Annotated in this window: 14 protein-coding genes; 2 read left to right on the forward strand and 12 right to left on the reverse strand. The window is 58.5% G+C overall.

Going from position 1 to position 14,804, the window contains the following annotated elements; genetic code table 11:
• Positions 1-5 precede the first annotated feature (5 nt).
• From ACZ46I_RS01860 to flgF, 12 genes are all read right to left on the reverse strand, one after another.
• Positions 6-848 carry a peptidylprolyl isomerase gene (locus tag ACZ46I_RS01860; RefSeq protein ID WP_013505074.1) on the reverse strand — a complete coding sequence of 281 codons (843 nt, stop codon included), beginning with the start codon at positions 846-848 and terminating at the stop codon, positions 6-8.
• 268 nt (positions 849-1,116) lie between these two features.
• The gene (locus ACZ46I_RS01865) at positions 1,117-2,154 is read right to left on the reverse strand and encodes a UDP-N-acetylglucosamine--N-acetylmuramyl-(pentapeptide) pyrophosphoryl-undecaprenol N-acetylglucosamine transferase (RefSeq protein WP_464281244.1); all 1,038 of its coding nucleotides are present in this window, start codon (positions 2,152-2,154) and stop codon (positions 1,117-1,119) included.
• Complete coding sequence (ftsW, locus tag ACZ46I_RS01870) at positions 2,138-3,268, reverse strand: putative lipid II flippase FtsW (protein ID WP_226509059.1); 1,131 nt, start codon at positions 3,266-3,268, stop codon at positions 2,138-2,140. Before ftsW ends, ACZ46I_RS01865 begins: the two co-directional genes overlap by 17 nt.
• A 5-nt stretch (positions 3,269-3,273) precedes the next feature.
• The gene (murD, locus tag ACZ46I_RS01875) at positions 3,274-4,593 is read right to left on the reverse strand and encodes a UDP-N-acetylmuramoyl-L-alanine--D-glutamate ligase (protein WP_464281245.1); all 1,320 of its coding nucleotides are present in this window, start codon (positions 4,591-4,593) and stop codon (positions 3,274-3,276) included.
• A gap of 5 nt (positions 4,594-4,598) precedes the next feature.
• A complete protein-coding gene (gene mraY / locus ACZ46I_RS01880) occupies positions 4,599-5,672 on the reverse strand; it encodes a phospho-N-acetylmuramoyl-pentapeptide-transferase (RefSeq protein ID WP_013505070.1) in 1,074 nt (357 codons plus the stop codon).
• The gene (locus tag ACZ46I_RS01885; protein ID WP_464281246.1) at positions 5,662-6,999 is read right to left on the reverse strand and encodes a UDP-N-acetylmuramoyl-tripeptide--D-alanyl-D-alanine ligase; all 1,338 of its coding nucleotides are present in this window, start codon (positions 6,997-6,999) and stop codon (positions 5,662-5,664) included. The genes mraY and ACZ46I_RS01885 overlap by 11 nt, the downstream gene beginning before the upstream one ends.
• Positions 6,996-7,922, reverse strand: a complete 927-nt coding sequence (locus tag ACZ46I_RS01890; RefSeq protein WP_464281247.1) for a lysophospholipid acyltransferase family protein — start codon at positions 7,920-7,922, stop codon at positions 6,996-6,998. Before ACZ46I_RS01890 ends, ACZ46I_RS01885 begins: the two co-directional genes overlap by 4 nt.
• 68 nt (positions 7,923-7,990) lie before the next feature.
• Entirely contained in the window at positions 7,991-8,611 is a 621-nt protein-coding gene (coaE, locus tag ACZ46I_RS01895; RefSeq protein ID WP_464281248.1) for a dephospho-CoA kinase, read from the reverse strand.
• 9 nt (positions 8,612-8,620) lie between these two features.
• A complete protein-coding gene (locus ACZ46I_RS01900; RefSeq protein WP_464281249.1) occupies positions 8,621-9,277 on the reverse strand; it encodes a hypothetical protein in 657 nt (218 codons plus the stop codon).
• Between the two features lie 67 nt (positions 9,278-9,344).
• Entirely contained in the window at positions 9,345-10,094 is a 750-nt protein-coding gene (flgA, locus tag ACZ46I_RS01905) for a flagellar basal body P-ring formation chaperone FlgA (protein ID WP_464281250.1), read from the reverse strand.
• A gap of 6 nt (positions 10,095-10,100) precedes the next feature.
• Positions 10,101-10,889 (reverse strand): flagellar basal-body rod protein FlgG, encoded by a 789-nt coding sequence (gene flgG / locus ACZ46I_RS01910; RefSeq protein WP_464281251.1) that lies wholly within the window; start codon positions 10,887-10,889, stop codon positions 10,101-10,103.
• 21 nt (positions 10,890-10,910) lie between these two features.
• Positions 10,911-11,690: a flagellar basal-body rod protein FlgF gene (flgF, locus tag ACZ46I_RS01915; RefSeq protein ID WP_464281252.1), complete on the reverse strand. Its 780-nt coding sequence runs from the start codon at positions 11,688-11,690 to the stop codon at positions 10,911-10,913.
• A 68-nt stretch (positions 11,691-11,758) separates the two neighbouring features.
• On the opposite strand from flgF, the gene ACZ46I_RS01920 reads away from it, so the two are divergent.
• Positions 11,759-12,553, forward strand: a complete 795-nt coding sequence (locus ACZ46I_RS01920; protein WP_464281253.1) for an ROK family protein — start codon at positions 11,759-11,761, stop codon at positions 12,551-12,553.
• On the forward strand, positions 12,550-14,577 hold the full coding sequence (recG, locus tag ACZ46I_RS01925; RefSeq protein ID WP_464281254.1) for an ATP-dependent DNA helicase RecG: 2,028 nt from the start codon (positions 12,550-12,552) through the stop codon (positions 14,575-14,577). The genes ACZ46I_RS01920 and recG overlap by 4 nt, the downstream gene beginning before the upstream one ends.
• The last annotated feature ends 227 nt before the right edge of the window (positions 14,578-14,804 follow it).

The following is a 14,804-nucleotide window of genomic DNA, read 5'->3' on the forward strand; positions in this document are numbered from 1 at the left end:
TGAGCTTACTGAATGCGATCCTTGTGGGTCCTGACCGAATAGCGCAGTTCCAGTTCCTGGATAAGGCGCATCAGGGCCTGATTCTGTTTTTCCTCGGCGATGATTTCCGTCACACGATCCCTGGCCTCATCCAGGCTGACCGTACGGGAGGGGTTTTTCTCGTGAACCTTGATGATGTGGTATCCGAATTCCGTTCGCACCAACTCAGGGTGGACGCCAACTTCCGCCGCAAAGGCGGCGTCTTCAAATTCCTTCACCAGGCCCTGTCCACGGTAGAATTCGCCGATAAAGCCTTCCTGGCGGGCACTGCCCGGATCCAGGGAGTGCTCACGGGCCAGCTGACCGAAATTTTCACCGGCGCGGGCCCTGCGCAGCACTTCACGGGCCTTCTGCTCGTCTTCCAGCAGAATATGGCTGGCGGCTACGGTCGCCTGGGTGACAAAGCGTGCTTTGTTGCGCTCGTAGAACTCCTTGAGGTCCTGTTCACTGACGCTGACATTGCGGCTGAGGTACTCCTCAAGGAAGGCGTTGATCATCAGCTCGCGCTCAAGGAGTTTCAGGCGGTTGCGCACCACTTCATTTTCCTGGAAGTTCTGACGCTGGGCCTCATGGTAAACCATTTCCTGACGTACCAGCTCATCCAGGAGCTGCGCCTTGAACTCCGGGTTCGAACGCACCTGGGCACGGAGTTCATCGGGCAGGCTCTGGATAGCGCGATTCAGATCCTGCTGGGTAATCTGACGTTTTTCCACGGTAGCAAGAACCGTATCGGAAGCCAGCGCCACACCGGCAAGCGTTCCCAGGGTCAAGCCTGCAGCCAGGCAAAGGCGCAATGTCATTTTTTTCATGGGTGTCTCCTTGTATGATTTCTCAGTGTCATTTCACATATGAGCTGAAGCACCTTAACAGGCTGCTGAAAAACCCTCATCTGCTCGCTCCGCGAGCGCTTTGCACCTGAGTATTCTTCCATTGCCTGAGCATTGTGAAGTGTTTCAGCAATCTGTTAGGCCATCATTTCTCAACAACCTGTTATGACTATCAGAATATGGCGGGTATTGCAAGGTGACCCACATGCTGGCTGCTGCTTTCCGGAACGCCTGCCGGCAGCAGAATGCTTCAACCCATGCGGATCGCGCCAATAATGCGCTCCGTCAGGGTGCTGGCATCGGTGTCAATTTCAAGTCCCTGCATGTTCCCATGATATTGATCTACGCAAGACAGAAAAGTCCGGACCTTATCCATGGCACCCCGCTCAAATTCCTCCTGGCGGTACACCAGGGCGCAGCCACGATCTTCAAAGTACTTTGCGTTGGCGTACTGGTGGTCGTGAGCCGCATGGGGAAAGGGAATAAAGAGGGAGGGAACCCGCAGCTGCATCAGCTCAAAGGCGGCGCCGGCACCACTGCGGGAGATAGCTGCCACGCTGCCCGCCATAATGTGGTGGATATCGTCACTGAAGGCAAAGGGGAGGTAGTTGGCGGGAAGCTGCCTGCCATAGCGCTCATGGAGCATCTGCATGTGTTTTTCGTGCATCAGACTGCCCGTCTGATGGTAGACCGGCATGCCAAGATCCGTCAGCTCACCCAGGTGATCGCCCACAAAGGTGTTCAGAAAGAGGCTCCCCTGGCTGCCCCCCAAGATCAGCAGGTGCTCCCGCTCATCGGCTGGTGCTGGCACCAGGGCACTGTGGCGCAGGGGCAGGCCCACATGCTCGCCAATATTGCCATAAGCACTGAAAGACCGTGTGGTAACACGATCAAGCAGGCGATTGGTCAGGCCGGCAATGGCGTTCTGTTCGTGGATGAAACAGGGCACCCCCATCAGCCTGCCGGCAATGATTGCAGCAGCACTGGAGTAGCCGCCAAAGCCCACCACGGCATCGGGACGCATCCGGCGCATCAGCAGCAGCAGCTCCTTGACAGCAAAGACGAGCTGCCAGCCAGCCTGCAGTTTTTTCAAGGCGGAATGACCCAGCATGCCACTGAGCTCCAGCAGAAGAAAATCCGCCGTGAAAGCAGCCACTTTTTCCGCCTCAATCCCTCGGCGACTGCCCACATAGTAGACGTCAAAACCCTTTTCCTGAAAAGATTTCAGTGCTGCCATGGCGGGGAAGAAGTGGCCACCGGTTCCTCCACCGCTAATGAGAATACGCATGGGTACGCTGCCTTTCTGTGTTGCGGGCAACATTGACCACCAGCCCCAGCAGGAGCATGGTGGTGACCAGGCTGGATCCGCCATAGGAGATAAGCGGCAGGGCAAGCCCCTTGGTGGGCAGTGCTCCGACAGCGACTCCCAGGTTAAAGAATATCTGCACCATCAGCAGATAGGAGATACCAAAGGTAAGATAGGTTTCAAAATAGCTGCGGGCTTCGCTGCCGACTTTGATGATGTAGAGCAGCAGGACCGCATACAGCAGCACCACCCCCATACCCCCCAGAAAACCGAGCTCTTCGCAGATGACAGCGAAGATAAAATCCGTATGGCTTTCCGGCAAGTAGAATATCTTTTGCGCCCCCTCGCCGAGCCCGACACCCCACAGCCCGCCGCTGCCGATGGCAATGGCGGACTGCATGGCCTGATACCCCTTGCCAAGCGGATCTTCAAGGGGATTCAAAAACGCCTGAATGCGGCGCAGGTGGTAGCCGTCGGAGAGAAAGATATCGTAATAAATATAGGGAATAATCAGCAACAGCAGCAGAACCATGCTTTTTTTACGCACTCCCGCCAGCAGCGACAGGGAGTAGATCACCACGACGATAATGGCCGGCGTTCCCCGGTCGGGCTCCATGAAGATGAGCAGCACGATGGACATCAGAACAATGACGATGGTGGGCAGGGCATTGCGGGCAGGCTCATCGCGATCCGCGCACTGGGCGTATTTGTGGGCAGCGTAGAAGATCAGCACCCCCTTGGCCAACTCCGATGGCTGCAGGGAGAAGGGGCCGAAACGAATCCAGCGGTAAGCCCCGTTGATGGGATCCTGGAAAAAGACCAGCATCAGCAGAACCATCACCACAATGGTTGCCATGAAAGCAAACTGACGCATTTTCTCCAGGTCAACCAGAACCGCACTGAGAAATACCAGCGAACCGATCAGCAGCCAGACCAGCTGCCGTTTCAGGTAGTAGGCCGGGTTACCGTACAGATCCGCTGAAGTGATGCTGCTGGCGCTGTAGATAAATACCGCGCCGATGAAGCAGAGCGTCAGAATCAGCAGACAGATTTTGTGCGACGTCTGCAGCCGTGATCTGGATGCCACCTGGGCCATGGTGCTCACAATTGCTGCACCGCCTGCTCAAAAACGGCCCCGCGATGTTCAAAGGAGGTGAACATGTCAAAACTGGCGCATCCAGGGCTTAAGAGCACTGTGTCACCGCTGACAGCCTGCTTCCATGCCTGGCTGACGGCATCGGCCATGTCATCGGCCAGAAGCACTGATACCGACTTGCCCAGGGCTCCGGCAATCTGGTGGCGCGCCTCGCCAATGGCGAGAATCAGTTTGCAGGATGCCTTGACCGCTCCGGCAAGCTGGGCAAAATCCCCTCCCTTGTTGCGACCACCAGCAATGAGAATGATATTCTTCTGCCCCTCCAGGGACTTCAGAACCGCGCCGATATTGGTGGCCTTGGAGTCATCGATGTAGCGCACGCCCGCGATTTCACGCACCAGCGTCATGCGATGGGGCAAGGGGGCAAATCCTTCCAACCCAGTGCCAATCTGCTCCGGGCTGAGTCCATACAGACGCACGGCCGCCAGGGCGGCTGCGACATTCTCCATATTGTGCAGACCCTCCAGGCAAAGGCGATCGGCTGGCGCCTCCAGCAACTGGCCATTGACCTTGCCCCTGACTCCCTGAACGGTGCAGTTGAGGAAGTTATCGACCATCTGTCGGCTGCGACTGCTGAAGAAGACCCTGCGGGCCGGTATATGGTTGTCACTGGTGAGCGTACGTATCACCGGATCATCGTGGTTGAGCACGCACCAGTCTTCCGCGGTCTGGTTGAGAAAGATGCGTTCCTTGGCATCAACATAGTGTTCAAAGGTATCATAGCGGTTGAGGTGATCCTCGGTAACGTTCAGCAGCACGGCAATATCCGGTCGGAAGGTCTGAATTGTCTCCAGCTGGAAGCTGGAAAGCTCCAGCACCGTCACCTGACAACCCAGGGCCAGGGTGTCCAGGGCAGGCAGTCCGATATTGCCTGCCGCCACGGCACTGATACCACTTTGCTGCAGGATATGGGCAATCAGCGCCGTGACCGTCGATTTCCCGTTGGTGCCGGTTACCGCGATGATGGCTCCCTCGTACTCCTGGTAGAAGAGTTCAATATCATTGACCATGGGCCTGTCAAAGGACCGTATATCCACCCCGGGGCTGGCCACAACCAGACCCGGATGCTCCGCAAGGCACTTTGCGATACTCCCGGGGCCACTGACAAGAGTCACGGCACCCGCCAGCTCTCCGGGCACATGGGCCGAAGAACCATCATCGGCAAGAGTCACCGGGCAACCACGGGCAACCAGAAAGCGGGCGGCGCTGACGCCGCTTTTGCCGGCACCGAGAATCAGAACCGGCGAACCCTTTTCGTACAACATGCCGTCTACCTCATCTTCAAGGTACTGAGCCCGACCAGGGCCAGGATAATGGCAACGGTCCACAGGCGCACGATGACCTTGGACTCGCTCAGGCCACCCAGTTCAAAATGGTGGTGGATAGGTGCCATGCGAAAAACCCGCTTGCCCGTCAGCTTGAAAGAAGCCACCTGAATAATAACGCTGAGCGCTTCCAGGACGAAGAGCCCTCCGATAATGGCCAGCAGAATCTCCTGCTTCGCCATGACCGCCACAGCTCCCAGGCTGGCCCCGATGGAAAGCGAACCCACGTCACCCATAAAGATCTCCGCCGGATGAGAGTTGTACCACAGGAAGCCAAGGCCTGCACCGCACAGGGCGAACAGAAAAATAGTCAGCTCACCCACACCGCGCACAAAGGTGATCAGCAGATAGTTGGCAAAACCGGCGTGGCCGGTGGCGTAGACAATAACCGCGAAAGCACCGGCGCAGATCAGCACCGCACCGATGGCCAGGCCATCAAGGCCATCGGTCAGATTGACTGCGTTGGAAGAGCCCACGATGACAAGCATGGCGAAGGGAATAAACCACAGGCCAAGATCCAGGGCGTACTGCTTGTAGAAGGGGATGTTCAGGCCAGTGGAGAAACCACTGGCATAGAGAACATAGGCCACAAAAAGCGCCAGCAGGCACTGGCCCAGCAACTTTTTACGCCCAGAAAGACCATTGGAGGTATTACGGAAAATTTTAAGCAGATCGTCGGCCAGGCCAATCAGGCCCCCCACAACCATGGTTAATACAATCAGCCACACATACATATTCTTCAGATCCGCCCAGAGCAGGGTGGGGATAACCGTGGCAAAGATAATCAGAATGCCGCCCATGGTGGGAGTACCGCGCTTGCCGCTGTGACTCTGGGGGCCATCGGTACGGATAACCTGGCCAAACTGCTTGTTGCGCAAATAGGCAATCAGGGAAGGCCCCAGCAAAAACGAGAGCAGCAGAGCCGTAATGGCCGCGTAGATCGCCCGGAAGGTGATATAGCGAAAGACGTTCAGCACCGGAAACTGTTCCGCCATGGGATAAAGGAGGTTATAGAGCATCAAGAAGCCTTTCCATTTGGTTTCCTCGGGAACCTTTTACCAAAACCACAGCATTCTGGCAATTCGCAAGTCGTGCCACAACGTCCTCCAGAGTGGGGCAGTGGGTGGCAATATCCGCACCCAACTCATCGGCCAGGAAGCGAGCCTCGTCACCATAGGTCAGCACCAGGTCACAATTGACCGCCGAGGCCACCTTGCGGTGTTCACGCTCGCTGAACGCCCCCAGTTCGCGCATCTCTCCCAGCACCGCCACGCGATAGCCCGGATAGTGGGAAAAATCCTCCAGGGCCGCCCGCAACGAACCGGGGTTGGAATTATAGCAGTCAAATATATAGGTATTTCCCCCACGGCGATGAAGCTCCCAGCGCAGGGGCGGCAACTGAACCCTTCGCAGCCCCGCCTGCAGGGCCGCCTGATCAAGACCCAGCTTCAACCCGGCGGCAATCGCCAGCAGACTGTTTTTCACCATGAACTTCTGCCCAAAAGGCACTGTCAGGCTCAGCAGCCCGTGGCTCCAGGGGTGACGAATCTCCAGATGGTATCCGCCTTCACCACGGAGCTCCATGGACTGGGGAAAAACCTGGCAGCCCGCTGTGAAACCCACGCTGAGCACATCCTGGTGTCGCTGTCGCGCCCTATCCAGCAGTTCCTGGCCATCACCGTCAACAATCAGGCAGGAGCAGTGGCGTGCCAGCTCCAGCTTGGCCTCCAGAATAGCAGCGAAACTCCCCAGTTTCCCTATATGGGCCGAACCGACATTGGTAATCAGGCCGATCTGCGGTTGCAGCAGTTCAGCCAGAGCGTCTATCTCCCCGGAACCGCTCATGCCCAGTTCAAAAATACCTATGACGGCATCAGCAGGCGTCCCCAACATGGAGAGCGGCAGACCGATATGGTTATTGTAGTTGCCCGTTGTACCGGCACTTGTCGGAAAAAGAGCGCGCAGACAGGCACTGACCGTGGTTTTGCCGGAGCTGCCAGTCACCGCCACCACGGGAAATTCCCACTGCTGCCGCCAGTTGGCCGCCAGAATTGCCAGTGCTGCCAGGGTATCGGGAACCACCAGCAAGACATGGCCCGCCTCGATGAGCTGCTGGTGATCTGCGGGCAGCTGATGCACCAGGGCGCCGGCTGCACCCTTGCGGCAGGCATCGGTAACATAGGCGTGACCGTCATCGCTTGCTGTTGCCAGCGCGATGAAGAGTTCCCCTGGCTGAACCCGGCGGCTGTCGATGGCAAAGCCGGCGAAGGTCGCGCCAGGCTCACCCAGCAGGGTCGCCTCGGGGTGAAGGGCAGCCAGTTGCGCCCATGAACATATTTTCTTCACAGGGTATCCTCGTTTCGCGAATCGCAGGAAAGGGCGCGCCGCCGATACAGGGATGGCTCGCCATCCGGCCGGCTGCGAAAGCGCTTGTAACTCCACTGATACTGCTCCGGAGCACGGCGCACACAATCTTCTACACCAGCATTCATGGCCGTTGCGGCAATATGCAGGTCACTGTGGGCGACATCGGCAGGGGCTGGACTGAAGTGAAGCGCGAACCCCGCCCCCCGGGGCAGCCGTCTGGCCCAGGCATACACGACCGGAGCTCCGCTGCGGCGCGCCATCTTGGGCAGCAGGACCATGGTTTTGGCGGCGATGCCGAAAAAGGGCGCGAAGACACCGGCCCCGTAGCGGGGGTCCTGGTCGGGCAGAATGGCGATGATGCCGCCGGTCTGCAGGCGCTCATAGAGCTTCTTGACCCCACTGGCATCGGTGGGCACCAGGGTGGCACCGCTGCGCTGGCGACCATCGCGGGCGATGTAGTCCATGGCGGGCTTGCGTGATGGGCGGTAGAGGGAGGTCATCGGGTAGCGTTTGCCCACATAGAGGCCCACAGCCTCCCAGGAACCAAGATGGGGAACCGCCAGGATCAGACCTTTGCCGGCAGCCAGGCCCGCCCGGACATGCTCTTCGCCATGCACCTCCCGTATCAGTCGCTCCACCCGCTCGACGGGCAGAAACCACAGAGGCCCCATCTCCAGAGCGGTTCTGGCGGTCTCGCCAAGCGTTGTGCGCACCAGCGCACGGCGCTCCCCCGGGCTCATATGGGGAAAGCACAGGGCAATGTTGATGGCTGCTACACGGCGGTGCGCGCTGGAAAAGAAGTCAAGCAGAAACCCCGCAAAGGAACCCAGTGCATGGAGCACCGGCAGGGGTATATGGGCGAGAAATCGCAGGAAATATTCAACGATACGGGCCTGAAACATGAAAACGCTGCCTCTGCATCAAGGAAAATCGCAAAGACAGAATATAGCAGGAATGGGGAGCGGTGACATTATTTTTCTTGGGGGGTATGACGGCCAGCTTGCTGTGTGAGAAGTGCAAGCAGCTCGTCAACCTGCTTCTCGAGATGAGCCATATCGTCGCGGTTATTGTCGATGACATAGTCAGCACAGGCCAACCGCCCCTCAAGGGACATCTGTGCGTTGATGGCGTCAACGGCCTGCTGGCGGGAAATACCATCCCGTTCCATAACCCGGCGGATCTGCACTTCCGGCTCACAGGCAACCACCACGATGGCATCCATCAGTGTGCGGGCCTCGCTCTCCAGCAGGAGCGCCGCATCGTAGAAGAGAACCGGATGATTTGCGCGCAGGCGATCAATCTCCAGATCGCGCTGCCGGGCTATATAGGGATGCACCAGGCGGTTCAGCTGCTCACGCCTGGTGGGCGAAGAAAAAATTTCCGCGCGCAGTTTCCTGCGATCAAGCCGGCCCTGATCGTCAAGAATATGAGAACCAAAAGCCGCCACGACTTCTGGCAGCAGCGGACTCCCCGCTGTCAGGGCCGCCCGGCCGATTTCATCGGCATCAATCACGGGCACTCCGCGGGCGCGCAGTAAAGCGGATACCGTGCTTTTTCCCGAACCTATGCCGCCAGTCAACCCAATGAGCATATCAGTTTCTCAGCGATAGGGGCCGAGGATAACCGGAGTTTCTGCGTTGCCATTCTGCCCCGGCTGGCCATTGCCATTGGCGGGCTGATACATGGACAGTTCATTATTGCCGGGCTGAACGCCATTGCCATTCACAGCAGGCGGTATAATCGCCGATGGCTGCTGCAGCTGACCTGGCTGCGGACTCACCTGAACCTGCGGACTTCCCACCATGGGAGGAACAGCTCCATAGGCCGGGCCCATGGGTGTCATGGGAACCACATGGGGCGGAATGGTCGCGCCACTGTAAAATCCGGGCATGCCGGGAATCGCCTGGGGAGTGCCACCCCACTGCTGCATGGGCTGCTGCATCGCTTGCTGCTGCCCCAACGGCGGATGGCCGGCCGGCAATCCAGTGGAACCATGCATGGGCTGGGGCTGAATGCCACCGGGCGCGCCCTGATGGTAGGGGGTCATCACCCGCCTGGAGTTGTGACAGGCATAACAGTCGGAGTTATTGGCTTCCATGTGCCGCTCCCGGGAGTAGTTGCGGTTGACAAATTTTTTGGTCTCCACGGTGGTGACATAGGTATCGGTCTCGGGATAATAGCTGTAGATGTAGCATCCCGGCAGGAAGAGCACTGCGGTGCCAAGGCCGAGAAGCGTAAGAAGCGTGTGCGGTTTCATGGAAGCCTCCTGAAAGTTACTCAAACATGATCCAACTGATCATCGCCGCCAGTGTGGCGCTCAAATGCTAGTAAATGATCTCTGCCTTCTTGCCCTGCAACAGCCTCGCGGTGAGAATCCGTCCGCTGCTGGGGTTTTTCAGGCGAACCACATCGCCCAGATAGGCGCGCTCTGTGGCAACAGCGGCCATGGAAAGGGTCAGGCGATCATGGCGATAGATGACTTCGACAATGTCACCGCGCTGCACGGCATATTCACGGCGCAGGTCGGTGGTTCGCACAATCTGCCCCTCCTGGAGGTTACGCGTGCTGACGATATGGGAGGCGAAATCCGTCTCGCCTATATCCATGGCATTGCGGGCCTGAGTGGCGGGAAAGAGCTGCCGGCGGAAGTCGCCCTCGCGCAGCACTTCACCCCTGGTGATATTGCGGACGGGAACATAGGCCTCCACCATGTGATTGATGACCGCCCGTACCTGCAAGGCATTGCCATACTGGTCACTGACCTCCAGCACCGAGTGGCCGGCCGTGCGGATCGTACCCGCCACGGAAAGGGTGGTGCCCTTCAGCACCCCCGCGCCCTGGTACATCAGCCGCTCCACTTCGGCCAGTTCACCCATCTGGCGGTACACATAGTCCTGTACGGCTCGGGTTATGGCCGAATCCATGCGGGAAGTGGCCGCGCCGGCAGAAGCAGCCTGCTGACTTCCGACGGGCTGCTGGATTACGCCTGAGCCCGACTGAAACACCGGAAAACCGCTGGCGGAAGCCATGCCAAGCAGCAGCAGTACGGCACAAAAGGCAAACAACGCTCTCATGACACCTTACCTTTTCAGCTGTGTTGCGGTCTGCAGCATCTCATCGCCGGTGGTAATCGCCTTGGAGTTGATTTCGTAGGCGCGCTGGGCGGTAATCATGTTCACCATCTCCTCCACCAGCTGCACGTTGCTCTGCTCCAGAAAGCCCTGAGCAATGGCACCAAAGCTGTCTTCACCGGGAATGCCCACCTGGGGAGCGCCACTGGCACTGGTCTCTTTGAAAATATTGCCCCCGACAGATTCAAGACCAGCGGGGTTAATGAACTTGGCTGTAGTAATCTGCCCCAGCTCCTGCATCTGATTCTGGTTGCCGATCTGTACGGAAACCGTGCCATCACGGCCCACGTAGATCTCCACCGCATCGTCAGGGATCTGGATACCTGGCTCCAGCAGAAAGCCTTCCACTGTCACGATTTCACCATTATTATTCTTGGTGAATGCGCCATTGCGGGTATAGCCGGTGGTGCCATCGGGCATCTGAATCTGAAAATACCCATCCTTTTCAATGGTCATGTCCAGCTGGTTACCCGTCTGAACAATACTGCCCTGGGTATGCATCTTGGTGATGCCGGCCACCTTGACCCCCAGACCGAGCTGTTCGCCGACAGGGCGGGTGATACCCGCCGCCGTGGAGGCACCAGCCGGCTTGATGGTCTGGTACATCAGATCCTGGAATTCCACGCGGGCTTTCTTGAAGCCGCCGGTGTTGACGTTGGCCAGGTTGTTGGAAATATTGTCGATGTGTGTCTGCTGCGCCATCATGCCCGTAGAAGCGGTCCAGAGTGCCCGTATCATATGTTCACCTCAGATTGTGTGTTAAATGGATTTTCCGGCCTGCAGCAGGGTGCTGACCGTCTCGTCTATGCTGCTGATCATCTTCTGGTAGGCGCTGAAAGAGCGATTCAGCTCCACCATGTCCGTCATCTCGCGAATAATATTGACATTGGAACTTTCCAGGTAGCCCTGGTGCAGTTCAAAGTGCTCAGCAGGATAGGCTTCCACTTCGGCCGATACTCTGGCCAGCTGGTTGAAGCCAACCTTGCGCAGGTCGCGCTCATCTTCAAAGCGCACCAGGGAAAGGGTGGCGATAAACTCCTCGTCCACAAATATCTCGCCCTGGGCATTGATAATAATGTCGGAAGCTTCCGGCAGGAAGATATGGGCAGGGCCCTCGGCGTCGTCTTCCTCAAGGGCGGCCTTCAGGGGATAGCCCTCCTTGGTGGTCAGGCGACCCTCCGAGTCAATCTGCAGATTGCCTCCACGGGTGTAGCGTTCGCCAAAGGGGGTATCCACCACCAGGAACGCGTTGCCATTGATGCCCACATCCAGGGAATTGCCCGTCTGGTGCAGGGCACCCTGGGAGTGATCCACATGGATTTTGGCGATATTATGGGTGTTGTTGATGGTTTCGTTAAAGAGAGTTCTGCGCCAGGCATCCTCTTCACGAGTCGTGGATTTGGCACGAAAATTATCAACGGATATGATATCTTTCTTGAAACCAACCGTGTTGACATTGGCAAGGTTATTGGCGGAAGCGTCCAGCTTGCGTGACTGCAGCACCATCCCACTCGCCGATGTGTATAATCCATTTACCATGACGGAGAACCTCCTCGGGTATTCACGGTGTGGTCATATTCAAGACCCATGCCAAATGAAGGTGAACTATGCGGATCGCCGGGATAGACATCGGAGCCACCACCACGAAGATCGCCTTTGCAGGCGGCGATAGCCTCTCTTTCCATAAAACCCCATCGAACTACCAAAGCATTGGTGAACTGCAAAGGCGCCTGGATCTTCCATGGGAAAAATTTGCCTGCGCCCTTCCCGCACCCGTGAAAAACCACCAGCTGATGGCCACACCGCCCAACCTCACCATGCTGCCGGATATTGACCCCGGAGCTCCCCTGCTCAATGACGGCAACGCCGCCGCCTTCGGTGAATTCCACGCCCGCAGGCTCAGCTCGGAGTCCCTCTTCATGCTCAGCTTCGGCACGGGACTGGGGGGAGGCTTTATTCAGGCGGGAACCATTGCGGAAGGTGCCCGGGGCAATTTCGCCGAAGTGGGACACTTCACCCTGCAGCCGGGGGGATTTCCCTGCGGCTGCGGCTCTGCCGGATGCGCCGAGCAGTACGCCTCCAGCCGTTTCTTCCACCACCGGGGCCTCAGCGCAACCCAGGACATACAGCAGCCACAGCACGCGGTGGTGCTGGAGGAATTCATCTTTCACGCTGCCTGCGTCATCAACAGCGTCGCCAACCTCTACGACCCCCACCTCATCGTGATCGGCGGCGGTCTGGCGACCGTGATCCAGGGGCAGATGGGCTCCCTGCGCTCCACGGCCCAGTCCATGTCCTTCGGGGGGCGACCGCTGCCGGCACTGGAAGCGGCCATACATGGCGAATACTCCGCTGCCATTGGGCTGCTGGAATACGCCCGTCGCCATGGAGAAGCTCCGTGAAGGTCTCCTACCTGAAGAAAGTCGGCCCACGGCGGGCAGCCCTGCTCAGCAAACTGGGCGTGGAAACCATAAGCGATCTGCTCTGGCACCTGCCCCGCGACTACCAGCAGTATGTGCGCCGCCTTGCCCAGGCCAGTGAAGGCGACCAGGTTCTGCTCCACGGAACCATCGTCAGCTGCACAGTACCCTTCAAGCCACCCTATAAGGCGGTACTGCTCACCGATGAAGGCGAAGTCGACCTGACGTGGTTCAGCGGAGCCCGCACCTATATCCAGGCAACCTTCGCGCCAGGCGAATCGTTGACCATAGAGGGCCAGCTGCGCTTTTTCCGCCAGCGCCCCGGCATCACCCACCCCAAAGTGGCCACGGCCACAGCCGATTCCGACATCATGCCCCTCTACCCCCTGACGGAAAATCTTTCCCAGAAGATGCTGCAGGATATCTTCACGGAAAACCGCGCCGCTATCCTGGACGCCACCGAAGAGGTTCTCCCCCCGGAACTGGTGCAGCGTTACCACCTGCCCGGGCTGCGGGAGAGTCTGGCGGCTCTGCACTATCCCTCGTCACAGGAGCTGGCTGCCCTGAAAACCGGCCTCAGCCGGTATCACAAGCGGCTGATTTTCGAGGAAATCTTTCTCCACGAGCTGGGTCGCGCCCTGGTCAGCTACGCCCAGCGCCAGCGCTTTGGCATCGCCATCGATATCAGCGTGGATACAATGGCCGACGAGCTTACCCGCCGCCTGGGTTTCACCCTGACAGAAGGGCAGCAGGCGGTGGTGCAAGAGATCCAACAGGATCTGGCGGCCTCCCAGCCAATGAATCGCCTGCTGCAGGGAGACGTGGGCTCCGGCAAGACCGCCGTGGCCCTCTACGCCATGGTGGGCGTCACCACCAAAGGCTATCAGGCCCTGCTGCTGGCACCTACGGAAGTGCTGGCCCAGCAGCATTACACGCTTTTCGCCCGAATCCTGGACGGTCTGTGCCAGGTGGAGCTGCTCTGCGGGTCCCTGAGCAAAAAGCAGAAGGATCAGCGCCGCGCGGCGATCCACGAGGGGGCTGCTGACATCATCATCGGCACCCACGCCCTGCTGCAGGAAGGCATCAGCTTCCATCGACTGGGCCTGAGTGTTATCGACGAGCAGCATCGCTTCGGCGTGGAGCAGCGGGCGGTATTCGCCCGCAACAATCCCGGCGTCAATCAGCTTTACATGAGCGCCACCCCCATTCCCCGCACCCTGGCCCTGACCATGTACGCCGACATGGCCCTTTCCTCCCTGAAGACCCTGCCAGTGGGCAGGCAGCCAGTGCAGACGCTTTTTCTGGGCTCAGCCAGGCAAAAACAGCTGCACCAGGAGATTGAGCAGGTACTGCAGCAGGGGCTGCAGGTCTATATTGTGGCGCCGTTGATTGAAGAAAGCGAAAAGGTCGACCTGGAGAATGCCAGCAGAATCTACGAGCAGTACCGCGTCCAGCTGGCCCCTTACGGCGTGGATCTCCTGCACGGACGTATGGGCGCGGAAGCCAAGCAGCAGGTCATGGAGCGATTCGGGAGGGGTGAAACCCAGGTTCTGGTCAGCACCACCGTCATAGAGGTGGGAGTCGACTACCCCAGGGCCTCCCTGATGGTCATCTACCACCCGGAGCGCTTTGGCCTCAGCCAGCTCCACCAGCTGCGGGGGCGGGTAGGACGAGGATCGCATCCGGGCAGGTGCATTTTCTTTGCGCCGGGCCAGATTGGACGCGAGTCACGGGAACGCCTGCAAGTGCTGGTGGACTCCACCGATGGCTTTTACATCGCCCAGAAGGATCTGGAAATCCGTGGTCCAGGGCAGTTGTTCGGCATGCGCCAGTGGGGTGTCCCTTCCTTTCTGGTGGCTGATCCCATCAGGGACGTCAAGGCCTGGGAATTTGCCCGCGACGAAGTCAGGGCAATCCTCGCCCGTGACCCGGCCCTGAACGCCAGAGAGCACGCGCGACTGCGGGAGTACTACATTCAGCGCAACGTGCTGAACATCATTCACTGACCGGAAGCCCCGGTTGGCACTTGCATTTCCCGTCACCTTGCCATACTCTCCAGATGAAAAAGGGCAGACCGATTCCTGACAGTTTGCTGAAATACCTCAAAACACGCAGACAATTGAAAAATACTCAGGTGCAAGGCGCTCGCGAAGCGAGGAATGAAGCGTACTCCCCGTACGTTGCAGTGCGAGCAACACCGCAGATGAGGGTTTTTCAACAGCCTGCTAACGAA

The sequence above is a fragment of the Desulfurispirillum alkaliphilum genome (assembly GCF_055378285.1).